Genomic DNA, 13,935 nt, shown 5'->3' with positions numbered 1-13,935 from the left:
GATGGTTACGACACGTGCAGACATTGCAGACGGGGACCCCCGAGCGCAGATTCGCGGCCGCCGCGCGACGGCGCTGATCCAGTACGCGCGCAAGCCGATCCGTCTGCTCTTGCGTTATGTCCGGGCACATCCGTACGGCCATCTGTTGATCCTGTCGAGCATCGTCGCGGCCGTTGCCTGTTCACTAGGGGCCCAGTTCGCGACGAAGAATCTTATCGACGCGCTACCTGCGGGTCACGCGCATCCCGCTCGCGTAGTGGAGGCATTCCTTATCATCGTTGCCCTCCTGTTCGCAGATAACCTGTTCTGGCGTCTTGCAGGTCTGGCCAGTGTGCGGACCTTCGTTGCGGTAACGGGGGAAGTGCGCCGCGAACTGTTCGGATACCTTACCGGCCATTCGCCCGCCTACTTTTCGAACGTGCAGCCGGGAACGCTGGCAAGCCGGATCTCGGCGACCGCCAACGCCATCTTCACGATCGAAAATACGTCGGCGTGGAGCGCTATTCCGACGTTCCTGTCCGTATTGGGATCCGTTGTGCTGATCGGCTGGGTGAGCAAAGGGATGGCTTTCGCCCTCGTTGGAATTTCCGTATGCATGACTGCGCTCCTCTTCTGGCTCGCCAGAATGGGAGGGGAGCGTCATTTGCAATTTGCTTCACGGGCAGCGTCCGTCGACGGTGAACTGGTCGACCTCATCGGCAATATGTCGACGATCCGGTCATTTGACGCGACAGCACGCGAATGCCTGCGCTTCGGCAACTTTCTCGACAACGAGATCCATTCACGTCAATCGTCATTGCGCCACCTCGAAAAGCTCCGACTGGTGCACGCCATCATGACGGTGCTGCTGTCATGTTTGCTGCTGGGGTGGGTCGTCTGGCTTTGGACCCAGGAGCGGGCCACCACTGGCGACGTCGTGCTGGTGAGTTCGCTAGGCTTCGCCATTCTGCACGGCACGCGAGATCTTGCCGTGGCGCTTGTGGATATGACCCAGCACGTCGCCCGGCTTGCGGAGGCCGCGCAATCCTTGCTCATACCGCGGGAAATGGAGCAAAGGATGGGCGTGCCCGACTTGCAGATTCGCGACGCGAATATCGATTTTGAGAATATTTCGTTCTCGTATCCCGGACGACGTCGTGTGCTGGATCACTTCAGCCTTCACATCGACGCCGGACAACGCGTTGGCCTGGTCGGATCGTCCGGTGCCGGTAAAAGCACGGTATTCGCGCTGCTGCTTCGCTGGTTTGACCCACCAGCAGGCGCCGGCGCGGTATGCATATCCGGGCAGCGGTTATCCGATGTGAGCCTGAAGAGCCTGCACGACTCAGTGAGTATCGTCCCGCAGGATGTTTCGCTGTTCAACCGCTCGCTGTTCGATAACCTGCGCTATGGGCGGCCTGAGGCGACAGAAGAGCAGGTACTGAAGGCCTGCGAGCTTGCCGGCTGTCTCGATTTGATCCGCTCGTTGCCGGATGGCTTGAACGCCGTCGTGGGCGAGCGTGGAGCGCGTCTTTCGGGCGGACAGCGGCAGCGAATCGCGATTGCACGCGCCTTCCTGAAAAATGCACCGATTCTGTTACTCGATGAGGCGACGTCCGCACTCGATAGCGCGTCGGAAGCTGTCGTCCAGGCGGCGTTGGACAAGCTAATGAAGGGCCGTACGGTTGTTGCCATCGCTCACCGGTTGTCGACATTGCAGAACTTCGACCGCATTGTTGTGATCCAGCACGGGCGGCTGGTCGACGATGGCACGCCACGGGAGCTTTCGCTTCGGCCCGGAATCTATCGCGATGTCCTGCTTCATCAGGAACGGCGCGCCGCGGTAATGCAAGCCTGACACGCAGGAAGAGCGGTAACGGTGGGAGAGCGGGCCGGTGCCTCCAGATGCACTTTGACCGCTGACGAGTTCACTCGCTCACACTCTCGGACTAGCATCGCCACCGGGAATACGCCGATTTGCGCACGTGAAATGTTCGTGCTAGTTTTTCATGAAATTCAATATGAAAAATTTCACAGACACTCATGTTCGCCGAATCGACTCGTCATATCGAAAGCTATTACGCACGTCACTACGCCCAGCGCGGCGCGCTGCCCGAGCGCCCTGCGCTGGCGGGCGATTACCACGCAGACGTGCTGGTCGTGGGCGCGGGCTTCAGCGGTCTGCACACGGCGTTGCGGCTCGCGCTGGCCGGCCGCCGCGTCGCGGTCGTCGAGGCGAGCCGCGTGGCCTGGGCCGCCTCGGGGCGCAACGGCGGTCAGGCTCTGCTCGGCTGGTCGTGCGATATGCCGCCGTTCGAGCAGGCGCTGGGTCTGGCGGGCGCGCGGGAGTTGTGGGACAGCATGCGCTGGGCCGCCGCCGAAGTGCGCGAGTTGCCCGCGCGGCATGGCTTCGACATCGACTACCGGCCAGGCAGCCTGTGGGTGGCGGTCCGGCGCTCGCGTGTCGCCATGCTCGAAGCCGCGCGCGACGAGGCCGCGCAGACGTGGGGCTGCGATCGCCTGCGCGTCATTGCCGAGCCGGAGATGCCGGAGTGGATCGGCAGCCGCCGTTACCGCGCCGCGCTCTACGATCCCGAGGCGGGGCATCTCGACCCGCTCAAGCTGGCGCTCGGCCTCGCCGACGCCATCGAGCGCGCGGGCGGCGCCATCTTCGAGCAAAGCCGCGTACTCGCGTACCGCGAAACGCCGGGCGGCTACGTGGCGAGCACGCGGGAAGGCACGGTGCGCGCGGGCACGCTGGTGCTCGCCTGCAATGCCTACATCGACCGGCTCGATAGCGATCTGGCTAGCCGTGTGCTGCCCGTGGGCACCTGGCAGATCGCCACGCGCAGGCTCGACCCTGCGCTTGCCCGTTTGCTGCTGCCGCGCAACAGTTGCGTGATCGACAATCAGTTCGTGCCGGACTACTTTCGCCTGAGCCCCGACGATCGCCTGCTCTTTGGCGGCGCGTGCACGTATCTCGGAGGCATCCCGAAGGACATAGGCGCCGCGATCCGCCCGAGTCTCGAGCGCGCATTTCCGCAGTTGCGCGGCATCGAATTCGAATACGCGTGGGGCGGTCATATCGACATCAGCATCCGCCGCACGCCCGACGTCGGTCACGCACGCGATCGGTACTGGCTGCAGGGTTTTTCCGGGCACGGCATCCTGCCGACGCTCGCGGCGGCGCGCGCCGTTGCCGACGCCATCCTCGGCGAGCCGCACTTGCTCTCGCTCTATGAGCGCATTCATAATCCGCGCTTTCCGGGCGGCGAGCGCTTCGCTGCGCCGCTCGAGGCGCTCGGCAAGCTGTGGTATCGCCTGCGCGACGTCGTGTGACAGAAAGAATCGCATGGACCAGCAGGACGAAATCGAAGGCCTCGCGATCCTCATTCGGGATCTGCGCAAGCACAAAAAGGTGACGCTCGCGGAACTCGCGCAAAAGATCGGCCGCTCGGTGGGCTTTCTTTCGCAGGTCGAGCGGGGCCTTTCGCGGCCCACGGTGGCGGATCTCACGGCCATCGGCGAGGCGCTGCAGACGCCTACCACGTACTTCTATAGCGTGAGCATGCCGCGCGAGCTGCCGTGGGTCACGCGGCCAGGCGAGCGGCGCACGCTCTACTATGGCGGCGGCATTACGGACGTGCTCGTTTCGCCCAGCATGTCGTCGGGTTTCTCGATGCTGGAGAGCCGGCTCGAGCCTGGCGCGACGAGCGGCGAGCGCCCCGTGGACGACAGCGACGAGCAGGGCGGCTTCGTGCTCGAGGGTGAGCTGACGATCTGGGTGGAGGACAGCGACGAGCCCGTGACGCTGCGGGCCAACGACAGCTTCCAGGTGCCGGCGCGTTGCCGCTTTCGCTACGCCAATCTCGCCGATGCGCCCGCGCGTGTGCTATGGGTTTTCACCTGAGCCTCGGTAATCAGCATCACTGATCAATCTATTGGCTGACGACGCGATTTCCGTCTGCGCAGACGACACCCAAGGCGCAAGGTGTTCATGCGGCCTTACGTTGCGCAACTGAAAGACAGGATGCGATTTTGGCCCGCCGCTATCCCCGCTCTCGATGACAGCTCCGAAGTTGCGCGACGATCCGCTCGACCCAGCCCGGCTGGCTCGCCGGATGCCGCACGGGCGGCGTCCCCGAGGGTGACTGCAGGCCGGCGACTGTCCCGGCGAGACATTTTTTTCAGGCTTGGTCAAAATCGGAAATATCGCCGATTTTCGTTGTGCCTCAGCGGTCATCGGCACGAATCGTTCCTGTATAAACCCGCCTGAAACTGCCGCAATGTCGTTTTTGTGCATTTTTGCCAATTTTTAACGTGTTTTTGTCTACACACTGACTCCGTGTTGTGCTATTGATTCGGCTTTCGCCGTCATGCGCGTGGTCCGCAAAACACGTGCCGGGCGGGCGATCGGCGCGTTTCCATATGCAACGCGATTTGCCTGTTTCGCCCGCGTGAGGTAGGGTATGCAGGTTTTCTCAACTCAATACAGGTAGCAGATGAACAAACAGGAACTCATTGACGCAGTCGCCGCTAGCACGGGCGAGACCAAGGCAGCCACGGGCGCAGCCATCGACGCGATCCTTGACGTCGTCACGCGTGCGGTCACCTCGGGTGACTCCGTGCAACTCGTCGGCTTCGGCTCGTTCTCGACTGGCCAGCGTGCCGCCCGCGTGGGCCGCAACCCTGCCACGGGCGCGGAGATCCAGATTGCCGCCGCCAAGACGGTGAAGTTCACCGCTGGCAAGGCATTCAAGGACGCCGTCAACGCGTAGTGATGCCAGGTCCGCCGTCCTGGCGGACGCGCGCGTTGCCGGCTCGCTTGCTGGCGCGCGGCGCAGCATCACGCCAGTGCGGTGGCCCACACTCGGGCACGTGGCGTCACGCCGCTGGCCTGAGTGTGTGAAACGAGGGCGCAAGGCCCTCGGCAAGCCGGCATGCTCACATGCCGGCCGCTTTTTCTCCCCTGCTTTTCTTACGGTATCCGAAGCGTTTCCCGCGCTTCGAGCGTCAGCCATCACGCGCGGCGTCGGCCTCCAGCGACGTACGGCTCGTTTCGTTGCGGCGGCGCTTGGCCTCGTACATCGCCGCGTCCGCTTCACGCAGCATCGCTTCCACGCTTTCGCCTTCCTCGCAGCTCGCAAAGCCCATTGAAAAGCTCAGCTTCGGTCCGCCGTAAAACTGGTTGTTCAGCTCCACCAGTTTGGTGATGCTGTCCACCACGGTTTCCGCATCGCGCACGTCGGCGCCGGGCATCAGCACGGCGAATTCATCGCCGCCGATACGCGCGGCCTGATAGGGCTTCTGGATCGCTTTCGCGAGCACTTCACCGGCGCGGCGCAGCAACGCGTCGCCGGCCGCGTGGCCGAGCTGGTCGTTCACCGTCTTCAGGTTGTCCATGTCGACGACGATCGCGCTCACCGGGAACGGCCCCTTGCGATGCAGACGATTGAGTTCGTCCACATAGAACGAGCGGTTCTTGAGCTTCGTGAGCACGTCGTGCTTGCCCAGGAATTCGAGGTAGGCCTCGGCTTTCTTGCGCGCCGTGATGTCGGTGAGCGCGAGCAGCACGAGATCCCACTGCGCTTCGTGGCCGGGGAACACGGAAAACTGCAGGTGCACGTTGACTTCGCTGCCGTCGAGCGCGTAGTTCACCACCTCGCGCTGCTGAAAGAGGCGGCCTTCCCAGAGATCGAGCAACTGCTCGCGGAAGTGCGGGCGCATTTCGTCGCGGAACACCTCGGGCAGGCGCGCGAGCAGCGTGGCTTTGTCTGGTGCGCGAAACATGCCCAGCGTGTAGTGGTTCACGTCGAGCACCTGGATTTCGCTCATGCAGCGTTCGACGAATTCGGGATGTACGTCGGTGAAGGTGCGAAAGTCGACGATGCCCTGCTCGCGGACCTCGTTGAGCAGTTCGCGAATGGCGGAGAAGTTTTCGACCCACAGTGAAACCGGCGAGTGTTCGAAAACGCCGAGCGCGTATTGCTCGCTAGCGGCCGCCCGATGGCGCGCTTCTTCGAGCGCCGAGACGTCTTCGATCGCCACGAGCACGCGGCTCCAGTCGGCTTCGTGGCCCGGCAGGATCACGCCACGCAACAAGATGTCCATGCGCCGGCCGCGCAGCGTGTAGTTCACGCTCTTGCTCTCGAACGTGGTGTGGCCGGCCCACATCTGCTCGAGTTCGCCCACGTGCGCCTGGAACATGTCGTCGCGCAGCACCTGCGGAAGATGCGCGGCGAGTTCTTCGTAGTCGCGCGCGCCGTAGAGATCGAGCGTATGGCGGTTGACCTTGAGCACGCGGATGCAGGCCGAGCAATCGGCCACGCGGCGCGGATCGTCTTCGAGGAATTGGCGCAGGTTGGTCACGCCTTGTGCGCGCCAGCGATCGAAGAGCGCGCGCAGCTGACTATAGTCTTCGAGCCACAGCGAAGTGGGCGTCACGTCGAAGAAGTCGAGCAGATCGACGCCCATGTTGGCAAAACTGGCCGCGGTGGCCGGGGTGCCTTGTTGCATGTCGGTTGGATGTAAGGGAGCGGGGCGCGGCGGGCTGCGCCGCACGAATAACAGAATCCTGGCACACCTTGGGGTCCGACTGGGCATCGACGATGCCGATGTCACGTCGCCGCGGCGTCGGTGGCGGCCGATGGGTGGTTCAGCGAGCCGGCATGCATAGCGGCCGGCTCGGGGCAAAACTTGAGCGGGTAAAGTCGCATGATGATGCGTAACGCATCGAAAGGCGGCGCGGGCGCTCAGTCGGACGTTTCGATCGAATCGACGCGATCCGGGTAGAACGCAAGGTGGTCCTTGATTGCCGATACCGCTTCATGCGGCGTTTCATAGCTCCATATTGCGTTCACGGCTCGCGCGCCGCCTGGCGCGATCGAGTAGTACGAGGCCTCGCCCTTGTACGGGCACCAGCTCTTGTGTTCCGTGCGCGAGAGCAGCGACATGTCGGCGTCCTCGCGCGGTATGTAGAACACCGCCGGAAAGCTCGCCTCGCGCAGCGTGAGCGCGCGGCGCGTGTCGGCGACCACGCGGCCGCCCGCTTTCACCACCACGCGCGTGTGCGCCGGTTCGACCGTGATCGGATGATCGGGGCCGGGAATCTTGACGGTCCGTGTGTCCATGGCTGGGGTCCTCGTGAAAGGGGGAGTACGGGGTGTTTAGCCGAATACATCATATGCAATTGCAGATTAACTGGTAGGGGAAAGCGCTGCAGGCTGTTTCAATGAGGGCGCGACTGAGTTCGACGCACGGGCGGCGATAGTCACGCGATTGCGCCGTATGCATTCGTGCTTCAAGTCGCTACCCGCGCCTTCATTTACCCGCAGCAGGATCATTGATGAGCCTCGATATCTTCTGGTTCTTGCCGACTTCCGGCGACACCCGCTACCTCGGCAAATCCGATTTCGGCCGCGCGCCGACCAACGCCTATATGCGCCAGATCGCCGTGACCGCCGAAGAACTCGGCTACGACGGCCTCCTCATTCCCACCGGCAGCAGCTGCCTCGACCCGTGGGTGACGGCGGCGAGCCTCGCGCCCGTCACGCAGCGCATCAAGCTGCTCGTCGCGCTGCGTACGTCGCTCGGCGGTCCCACCGCTTCGGCGCGCCAGGCGGCCACGCTCGACCAGGCGTTGAACGGCCGTTTGCTGCTCAACGTCGTGCCGGGCGGCGACGCCACCGAACTCGCGGCCGACGGCGTGTTCCTCGCGCACGACGAGCGCTACGAAGCCGCCGACGAATTCCTGACGATCTGGCGCGACCTGCTGCGCGGCGAGACGGTGAACTTCGAGGGCAAGCATTTGCGCGTGCAGGGCGCGCAGAACTTTCACGCGCCGGTTCAGACGCCGCATCCGCCGCTGTATTTCGGCGGCTCGTCGCCGGCGGCGCACGAACTGGCGGCCAAGCACGTGGATGCCTATCTAACATGGGGCGAGCCGCCCGATGCCGTCGCGCGGAAGTTCGCCGATATCCGCGCGCGGGCGGCACGCCATGGCCGCACGCTCAAGCTCGGCGTGCGCCTGCACGTGATCGTGCGCGAGACCAACGACGAAGCGTGGGCCGCCGCCGGGCGCCTCATCAGCAAGCTCGACGATGACGATATCCGCCGCGCCCAGGAAAACTACGCGCGCATGGATTCGGTGGGCCAGCGCCGCATGGCCGAGCTGCACGGCGGCAGCCGCGACAAGCTGGAGATCAGCCCGAACCTGTGGGCTGGCGTGGGCCTCGTGCGCGGCGGCGCGGGCACGGCGCTCGTGGGCGACCCGCAAACCATGGCGGCGCGCCTCAAGGAATACGTGGACGCCGGTGCGGACAGCTTCGTGCTCTCCGGCTATCCTCACCTCGAAGAGGCGATTCGCTTCGCCGAACTGATGTTCCCGCTGCTGCCGGGCAAGAAACCGGTGACGCTGCGCGACCAGGCCTTGACGGGCGGCGCGTTCGACGTGCGTGCGCGTGAGCGGGCGCAGGAGGCCGCGCGCGCGTGAAGACTGCCGTGCGCGGCAAGCGGGGCCGGATCCGGGAGGCTCGCCGGACAATTATTCGTGTGAGCGATATTCGCGATTTATTCGTGTGAGTGATATTGGCGAAATATTCCCCACAGGCATATAATCGGTTTATGTCTCACAGGAATATGCCATGAAGATCATCGTCCAGACGCCAGGCGGGCTTGCCGAGATTCTGCAATCGGCCCGCAAGGCGCGCGGCATGACCCAGGCGCAGGCCGCGGCGCATCTCGGCATCGGCCAGCCGCGCCTTTCCGCGCTCGAAACCACGGGTGCCGCCAGCCTCTCGCTCGAGCAGATGCTCGCGCTTTTCGCGCTCTACGGGTTGGAACTCTGCGTGCAGTCGCGCGATGCGGCGGCCGGCGCGCCGGAGTGGTGAGCATGGGCCGCAAATCATATTCGCGCGCGCTATCGATCTGGGCCAACGGCGAGCGCGTAGGCACGTGGGTCATGACGTCCGCCGGCGACACCGAGCTGCGTTATGACGACGACTGGAAGCGCTCGGCGGTAGGCCGGCCGCTTTCGCTCTCGCTGCCGTTCGGCATCGGCGACGCGCCGTTGCGCGGCGAGCGCGTGCAGCACTATTTCGACAATCTCTTGCCCGACAGCGAGCCCATCCGCCGTCGCATCGCCACGCGCTTTCGCACCGATACGCTCGAGGCCTTCGACCTGCTCAAGGCCATCGGGCGCGATTGCGTGGGCGCGGTGCAACTGCTGGGCGAGGACGAAACGCCGGGGCGCGTCGACCGCATCGAAGGCACCGCGCTGAGCGATGCCGTCATCGAGCGCCTGCTGCTCGAAACGGCCGGTGCGCTGCCCGGTGGCTCGCTCGAGACTGAAGATCTGCGCATTTCGCTGGCGGGTGCGCAGGAGAAGACCGCGCTTTTGCGCCACCGCGGCAAATGGCTGCTGCCGCGCGGCGCCACGCCCACCACCCATATTCTCAAGCTGCCACTGGGGCTGATCGGCCATCGCAAGGTGGACTTCAATACCTCGGTCGAAAACGAATGGCTTTGCCTGGCACTGCTGAGGGCCTACGGGTTGCCCGCTTCGCAGGCGCAGATCATCCAGTTCGGCGCGCAGAAGGTGCTCAGCGTGGAGCGCTTCGATCGTACGCGCTCGCGCACCGGTGGCTTGCTGCGCCTGCCGCAGGAGGACTTCTGCCAGGCGCTCGGCGTGCCGCCGCATCGCAAGTACGAAGCGCATGGCGGCCCCGGCGTGCGCGAGATTGCGGGGCTCTTGCGCCAGTCGCTGCAGGCGCGCGAGGACCTCGAAACGTTTCTCACCGCGCAAATCGTCTTCTGGATGCTCGCGGCGCCGGACGGCCACGCGAAAAACTTCAGCATCCGCCTGCTGCCGGCAGGGCGCTTTCAGCTCGCGCCGCTCTATGACGTCATGTCGATCTGGCCCGTGGAGGGCGACGGCGGCAATCAATGGTCGTGGCACAAGGCGTCGCTCGCCATGGCGGTGTGGGGCAAGGCGCGCCACTATCGCATGCGCGACGTGAAGCGCGCGCATTTCGACGCCACCGCCCGGCTGTGCCACTACGGGCCGGATGCAGGGCCGTTGATCGAGCGCGTGCTGGCGCGTACGCCCGGTGCGATCGAAGAAGTCGCGGCGGCGCTGCCGGAAGGCTTTCCCGGGCGGGTGGCCGAGCGGCTCTTCGACGGCTTGCGTTTCTCGGCGGAGCGGCTGGCGGCGCAGTGACGGTGGGCTTCAGCGCACGCAGGCGGCAAGCCGCGCGACGGCCGCGTCGATGCGCTGGGTATTCATTGCGTCCAGGAGGATTCGCCGCACGAGATCGGCGCCGCCGTACGCGCATTCCTGAACGAACTGGGGTAGACGGCATATCGCTTCAAGACTTTTGCTTCTTCGCCGGCAGCCACCGCTGGGGCTCGGCGTACATTTCCTTGACCAGCTGCTTCACGAGCTCGACGTAGACGGAGTTGTCGTTCACGCGGTGATTCAGGATGATCGGCGAAGTCGCGTGGTCGCTGTCTATCAGACGGTAGTGCACGTCCTGGCGCAATTGCCGCGCTGAAGCGGGGATCACGCATACGCCGAACTCGGCCGCAACGAGACCCAGCGCCGTCTGGATTTCCCGCACTTCCAGCACTTCACCCGGTTGCACGCCGTCGCCGTGCAACACGTTCAATACCTGATCGGCAAAGCTGGGGCGCGGCTCCTTGGGGTAGACAATCAGTTTCTGCCCGGCCAGTTGCTCGATGGGGATGGGCGTCGATTCCTGTGCCATTTCGCTGCCGATCGGCACCACCACCGCCAGCGGCTCTTCGCGCAGGACGATGCCGGCCACGTTGGGGTCGCTGTGGCGCACGCGCCCGAAGCCGACGTCGATGCGGCCTTCCTTCAACGCCTCGATCTGCTGCACCGACATGAGTTCGACCATCTGGATGTCGAGTTCGGGCGCATTCTGGCGCAGCTTGCGCATCAATGGCGGCAGACCCGAATACAGAACGGAGGCGACGAAGCCGATCGACAACACGGTGCGGTGGTGCAGTCCCACGTGTTTGGCGGTCGCCTGCAGTTGTTCGACGCGCCCAAGAATCTGCATGGCCTGCTCGTAGACGAGACGCCCCGCATCGGTCGTGCGCACCGGTCGCGTATTGCGAATCAGAAGGGGCACGCCGATCTCTTGTTCGAGCAACTGAATCTGACGGCTCAGCGGCGGTTGAGCGATGCAGAGCTGTTCCGCGGCGCGCGTGAAATTGCGCTCGCGGACAACGGCAACGAAGTAACGAAGCTGGCGGAGATCCATGGTTTCTTCCCAAATGAAGCATCAATTTATCAATACTCTGAGAATATGATGCGCTGCAATATCGGCCGGTTTATGGGCTGTTGCGGGGCTTCCATATTATAAAGGTATGGAACTGGACGCAAATAGTATTGGATCGGGCGGATGCGCGGCGTGTATAAAGCCACCATACCTTCTTCACTTACGCAGCCTTCGACATGACTTCCGCCACGATCGAACGTATCGAAACCCGCCTCGTCGATCTGCCGACGATTCGCCCTCACAAGCTATCCGTCGCCACGATGTACGGGCAAACCCTGATGCTGGTGAAGGTGTATTGCAGCGACGGCGTAACCGGCGTCGGCGAAGGTACGACGATTGCCGGCATGGCCTACGGTCCCGAAAGCCCGGAAGCGATGAAGCTGGCGATCGACGCCTACTTCGCCCCGGCGATGATCGGCCAGGACGCCACGCGTATCCAGGCGCTCATGGCGCACCTGGGCAAGCTCGTGAAGGTCAATCACTTCGCCAAGTGCGCGCTGGAAACCGCGCTGCTCGATGCACAGGGCAAGCGCCTCTGCGTGCCGGTGAGCGAACTGCTGGGCGGCCGCCGCCGCGAGCGCCTGCCGGTGGCATGGACGCTGGCTTCGGGCGAGACCGCCAAGGACATCGCCGAAGCCGAGACCATGCTCGAAGTGCGCCGCCACAAGATCTTCAAGCTGAAGATTGGCGCGAAAGACTTCAAGACCGATATCAAGCACGTAGCCGACATCAAGAAGGCGATGGGCGACCGTGCCGCCGTGCGCGTGGACGTCAACATGGCCTGGAGCGAGACGCAGGCGGCATGGGCGATTCCCGCACTGGCGGAAGCCGGCTGCGAGCTGGTCGAACAGCCGGTGGCTTCGCCCGCGGCGCTGGCGCGCCTCATGCGCCGGTTCCCGGTGGCGTTGATGGCCGATGAAATCCTGCAGGGACCGGAAAGCGCATTCGAGATCGCAAAGAACGAGGGCGCGGACGTATTCGCCATCAAGATCGAGCAAAGCGGCGGACTGTTCGCGGCGCAGCGCGTGGCGACGATTGCGGACGCCGCGGGTATCGAGCTGTATGGCGGCACGATGCTCGAAGGCGCGTTCAGCACGGTCGCGTCGGCGCACCTGTTCGCAAGCTTCGCCAACCTGCAGTGGGGCACCGAACTGTTTGGCCCCTTGCTGATCACCGAAGAGATTTTGACGAAGCCGCTCGATTACAGCGACTTCGAGCTGACGGTGCCGAATGGCCCGGGCCTCGGCATCGAGCTGGACGAAGCGAAGGTCAAGCGCTTCACTCGCGACGGCCTGATGAAAGTCACGAAGTAATCCGGACACCTGATAAACGGAATTTGACGATGCTTTTCCACGTACGCATGGATGTGAACATCCCGGCCGACATGCCGGCCAATGTCGCCAACGAAATCAAGGCGCGCGAAAAGGAGTACTCGCAGGAGCTGCAGCGCAGCGGCAAGTGGCGCCATATCTGGCGACTGGTGGGCGAGTACGCGAACTACAGCATCTTCGATGTCGAGAGCAATGCAGAGCTGCACGACATTCTCACCGCGTTGCCGCTTTTTCCGTACATGAAGATAACGGTCACGCCGTTGTGTCGCCACCCGTCCTCGGTCAGGGACAACGACGCTTGAGCTGATTCCCCCTCAATACCAGCAAGCACCAGGAGACAAAGATGAGTGCAAAAGTATTCGACACGAAGGAAGTGCAGGACCTGCTGAAGGCCGCTGCGAATCTGAACGGCGGTAGCGGCGACGCGCGTTTCCAGCAGATCGTTTATCGACTGCTGGGCGACCTGTTCAAGGCCATCGACGATCTCGACATCACGCCCGATGAAGTCTGGGCGGGCGTGAACTATCTGAACAAGCTCGGCCAGGACGGCGAAGCGGCGCTGCTCGCTGCCGGTCTCGGTCTCGAGAAGTACCTCGACATCCGCATGGACGCCGCCGACAAGGCGGTGGGTCTCGAAGGCGGCACGCCGCGCACGATCGAAGGGCCGCTTTACGTTGCAGGCGCACCGGTGCGCGAGAGCGTTTCGCGCATCGACCTCAACGGCGACGCCGATGCGGGCCCGCTCGTCATCCACGGCACGGTCACCGGACTCGACGGCAAGCCGCTCGCCGGCGCCGTGGTCGAATGCTGGCACGCCAATTCGAAGGGCTTCTATTCGCACTTCGACCCGACCGGCGCACAGGACGACTTCAACCTGCGCGGCGCGGTCAAGACCGGCGCGGACGGCAAGTACGAATTCCGCACGCTCATGCCGGTGGGCTACGGCTGCCCGCCGCAGGGCTCGACCCAGCGGCTGCTGGACGGCCTTGGCCGCCACGGCAACCGCCCGGCGCACGTGCACTTCTTCGTCACGGCTGATAACAGCCGCAAGCTCACCACGCAGTTCAATATCGAGGGCGACCCGCTGATCTGGGACGACTTCGCCTACGCAACGCGCGAAGAGCTGATTCCGCACGTGGCGGAAAAGACCGGTGGCACCGCGCTCGGCCTGAAAGCCGATACGTACAAGGACATCGAGTTCAACTTCACGCTCACGCCGCTGGTCCAGGGTAAGGACAACCAGCTCGTTCACCGCCCGCGCGCCGCAGCCACGGCGTAACCGCCCCAGCATGGCGGCGGCATGTTGCCGCCGCCCCCCGTTT

At 64.1% G+C, this 13,935-nt stretch carries 13 protein-coding genes; 10 read left to right on the top strand and 3 right to left on the bottom strand.

Annotated elements, in window-relative coordinates:
* Position 1 precedes the first annotated feature (1 nt).
* The 4 genes from M3I56_RS23370 to M3I56_RS23355 all read left to right on the top strand — a co-directional run bounded on the left by M3I56_RS23370 (position 2) and on the right by M3I56_RS23355 (position 4,757).
* On the top strand, positions 2-1,837 hold the full coding sequence (locus M3I56_RS23370) for an ABC transporter ATP-binding protein (RefSeq protein WP_254356026.1): 1,836 nt from the start codon (positions 2-4) through the stop codon (positions 1,835-1,837).
* A gap of 185 nt (positions 1,838-2,022) precedes the next feature.
* Positions 2,023-3,318, top strand: coding sequence for an FAD-binding oxidoreductase (locus M3I56_RS23365; RefSeq protein WP_254356025.1), 1,296 nt, complete (start codon positions 2,023-2,025; stop codon positions 3,316-3,318).
* A gap of 13 nt (positions 3,319-3,331) precedes the next feature.
* The gene (locus tag M3I56_RS23360) at positions 3,332-3,889 is read left to right on the top strand and encodes a helix-turn-helix domain-containing protein (RefSeq protein ID WP_028207644.1); all 558 of its coding nucleotides are present in this window, start codon (positions 3,332-3,334) and stop codon (positions 3,887-3,889) included.
* A gap of 592 nt (positions 3,890-4,481) precedes the next feature.
* Positions 4,482-4,757 (top strand): HU family DNA-binding protein, encoded by a 276-nt coding sequence (locus tag M3I56_RS23355; RefSeq protein WP_254356024.1) that lies wholly within the window; start codon positions 4,482-4,484, stop codon positions 4,755-4,757.
* A gap of 235 nt (positions 4,758-4,992) precedes the next feature.
* On the opposite strand, the gene M3I56_RS23350 is transcribed toward M3I56_RS23355, so the two are convergent.
* Both M3I56_RS23350 and M3I56_RS23345 read right to left on the bottom strand, forming a co-directional pair.
* The gene (locus tag M3I56_RS23350; protein ID WP_254356023.1) at positions 4,993-6,495 is read right to left on the bottom strand and encodes a GGDEF domain-containing protein; all 1,503 of its coding nucleotides are present in this window, start codon (positions 6,493-6,495) and stop codon (positions 4,993-4,995) included.
* 236 nt (positions 6,496-6,731) lie between these two features.
* Positions 6,732-7,109: a DUF427 domain-containing protein gene (locus M3I56_RS23345; protein WP_254356022.1), complete on the bottom strand. Its 378-nt coding sequence runs from the start codon at positions 7,107-7,109 to the stop codon at positions 6,732-6,734.
* Positions 7,110-7,324: 215 nt separating this feature from the next.
* On the opposite strand from M3I56_RS23345, the gene ssuD reads away from it, so the two are divergent.
* The 3 genes from ssuD to M3I56_RS23330 all read left to right on the top strand — a co-directional run bounded on the left by ssuD (position 7,325) and on the right by M3I56_RS23330 (position 10,195).
* Positions 7,325-8,470, top strand: a complete 1,146-nt coding sequence (gene ssuD / locus M3I56_RS23340; RefSeq protein WP_254356021.1) for an FMNH2-dependent alkanesulfonate monooxygenase — start codon at positions 7,325-7,327, stop codon at positions 8,468-8,470.
* A gap of 151 nt (positions 8,471-8,621) precedes the next feature.
* Entirely contained in the window at positions 8,622-8,867 is a 246-nt protein-coding gene (locus M3I56_RS23335; RefSeq protein ID WP_254356020.1) for a helix-turn-helix transcriptional regulator, read from the top strand.
* A 2-nt stretch (positions 8,868-8,869) separates the two neighbouring features.
* Entirely contained in the window at positions 8,870-10,195 is a 1,326-nt protein-coding gene (locus tag M3I56_RS23330) for a type II toxin-antitoxin system HipA family toxin (RefSeq protein WP_254356019.1), read from the top strand.
* Positions 10,196-10,343: 148 nt separating this feature from the next.
* On the opposite strand, the gene M3I56_RS23325 is transcribed toward M3I56_RS23330, so the two are convergent.
* Positions 10,344-11,264 carry a LysR family transcriptional regulator gene (locus M3I56_RS23325; protein ID WP_254356018.1) on the bottom strand — a complete coding sequence of 307 codons (921 nt, stop codon included), beginning with the start codon at positions 11,262-11,264 and terminating at the stop codon, positions 10,344-10,346.
* 194 nt (positions 11,265-11,458) lie between these two features.
* Here M3I56_RS23325 and M3I56_RS23320 point away from each other — a divergent pair, with 194 nt between their 5' ends.
* The 3 genes from M3I56_RS23320 to catA are packed head-to-tail and all read left to right on the top strand — an operon-like array spanning position 11,459 to position 13,892.
* Complete coding sequence (locus M3I56_RS23320) at positions 11,459-12,595, top strand: muconate/chloromuconate family cycloisomerase (RefSeq protein ID WP_254356017.1); 1,137 nt, start codon at positions 11,459-11,461, stop codon at positions 12,593-12,595.
* A gap of 29 nt (positions 12,596-12,624) precedes the next feature.
* The gene (catC, locus tag M3I56_RS23315) at positions 12,625-12,915 is read left to right on the top strand and encodes a muconolactone Delta-isomerase (RefSeq protein WP_254317753.1); all 291 of its coding nucleotides are present in this window, start codon (positions 12,625-12,627) and stop codon (positions 12,913-12,915) included.
* A gap of 41 nt (positions 12,916-12,956) precedes the next feature.
* The gene (gene catA / locus M3I56_RS23310) at positions 12,957-13,892 is read left to right on the top strand and encodes a catechol 1,2-dioxygenase (RefSeq protein ID WP_254356016.1); all 936 of its coding nucleotides are present in this window, start codon (positions 12,957-12,959) and stop codon (positions 13,890-13,892) included.
* The last annotated feature ends 43 nt before the right edge of the window (positions 13,893-13,935 follow it).

Origin of the sequence: Paraburkholderia sp. CNPSo 3281, from assembly GCF_024206515.1 — a bacterium.
In the GTDB taxonomy this organism is placed as follows: Bacteria; Pseudomonadota; Gammaproteobacteria; order Burkholderiales; family Burkholderiaceae; genus Paraburkholderia; species Paraburkholderia nodosa.
Note: the sequence above shows the minus strand (reverse complement) of the source record. Positions and strands in the feature narration are given on the sequence as shown.

What these genes read in the sequence shown, in the direction of transcription:
- M3I56_RS23370 (WP_254356026.1), top strand. Translation starts at nt 2, where the DNA reads ATGGTTACGACACGTGCAGACATTGCAGACGGGGACCCCCGAGCGCAG.
- M3I56_RS23365 (WP_254356025.1), top strand. Translation starts at nt 2,023, where the DNA reads ATGTTCGCCGAATCGACTCGTCATATCGAAAGCTATTACGCACGTCAC.
- M3I56_RS23360 (WP_028207644.1), top strand. Translation starts at nt 3,332, where the DNA reads ATGGACCAGCAGGACGAAATCGAAGGCCTCGCGATCCTCATTCGGGAT.
- M3I56_RS23355 (WP_254356024.1), top strand. Translation starts at nt 4,482, where the DNA reads ATGAACAAACAGGAACTCATTGACGCAGTCGCCGCTAGCACGGGCGAG.
- M3I56_RS23350 (WP_254356023.1), bottom strand. Translation starts at nt 6,495, where the DNA reads ATGCAACAAGGCACCCCGGCCACCGCGGCCAGTTTTGCCAACATGGGC.
- M3I56_RS23345 (WP_254356022.1), bottom strand. Translation starts at nt 7,109, where the DNA reads ATGGACACACGGACCGTCAAGATTCCCGGCCCCGATCATCCGATCACG.
- ssuD (WP_254356021.1), top strand. Translation starts at nt 7,325, where the DNA reads ATGAGCCTCGATATCTTCTGGTTCTTGCCGACTTCCGGCGACACCCGC.
- M3I56_RS23335 (WP_254356020.1), top strand. Translation starts at nt 8,622, where the DNA reads ATGAAGATCATCGTCCAGACGCCAGGCGGGCTTGCCGAGATTCTGCAA.
- M3I56_RS23330 (WP_254356019.1), top strand. Translation starts at nt 8,870, where the DNA reads ATGGGCCGCAAATCATATTCGCGCGCGCTATCGATCTGGGCCAACGGC.
- M3I56_RS23325 (WP_254356018.1), bottom strand. Translation starts at nt 11,264, where the DNA reads ATGGATCTCCGCCAGCTTCGTTACTTCGTTGCCGTTGTCCGCGAGCGC.
- M3I56_RS23320 (WP_254356017.1), top strand. Translation starts at nt 11,459, where the DNA reads ATGACTTCCGCCACGATCGAACGTATCGAAACCCGCCTCGTCGATCTG.
- catC (WP_254317753.1), top strand. Translation starts at nt 12,625, where the DNA reads ATGCTTTTCCACGTACGCATGGATGTGAACATCCCGGCCGACATGCCG.
- catA (WP_254356016.1), top strand. Translation starts at nt 12,957, where the DNA reads ATGAGTGCAAAAGTATTCGACACGAAGGAAGTGCAGGACCTGCTGAAG.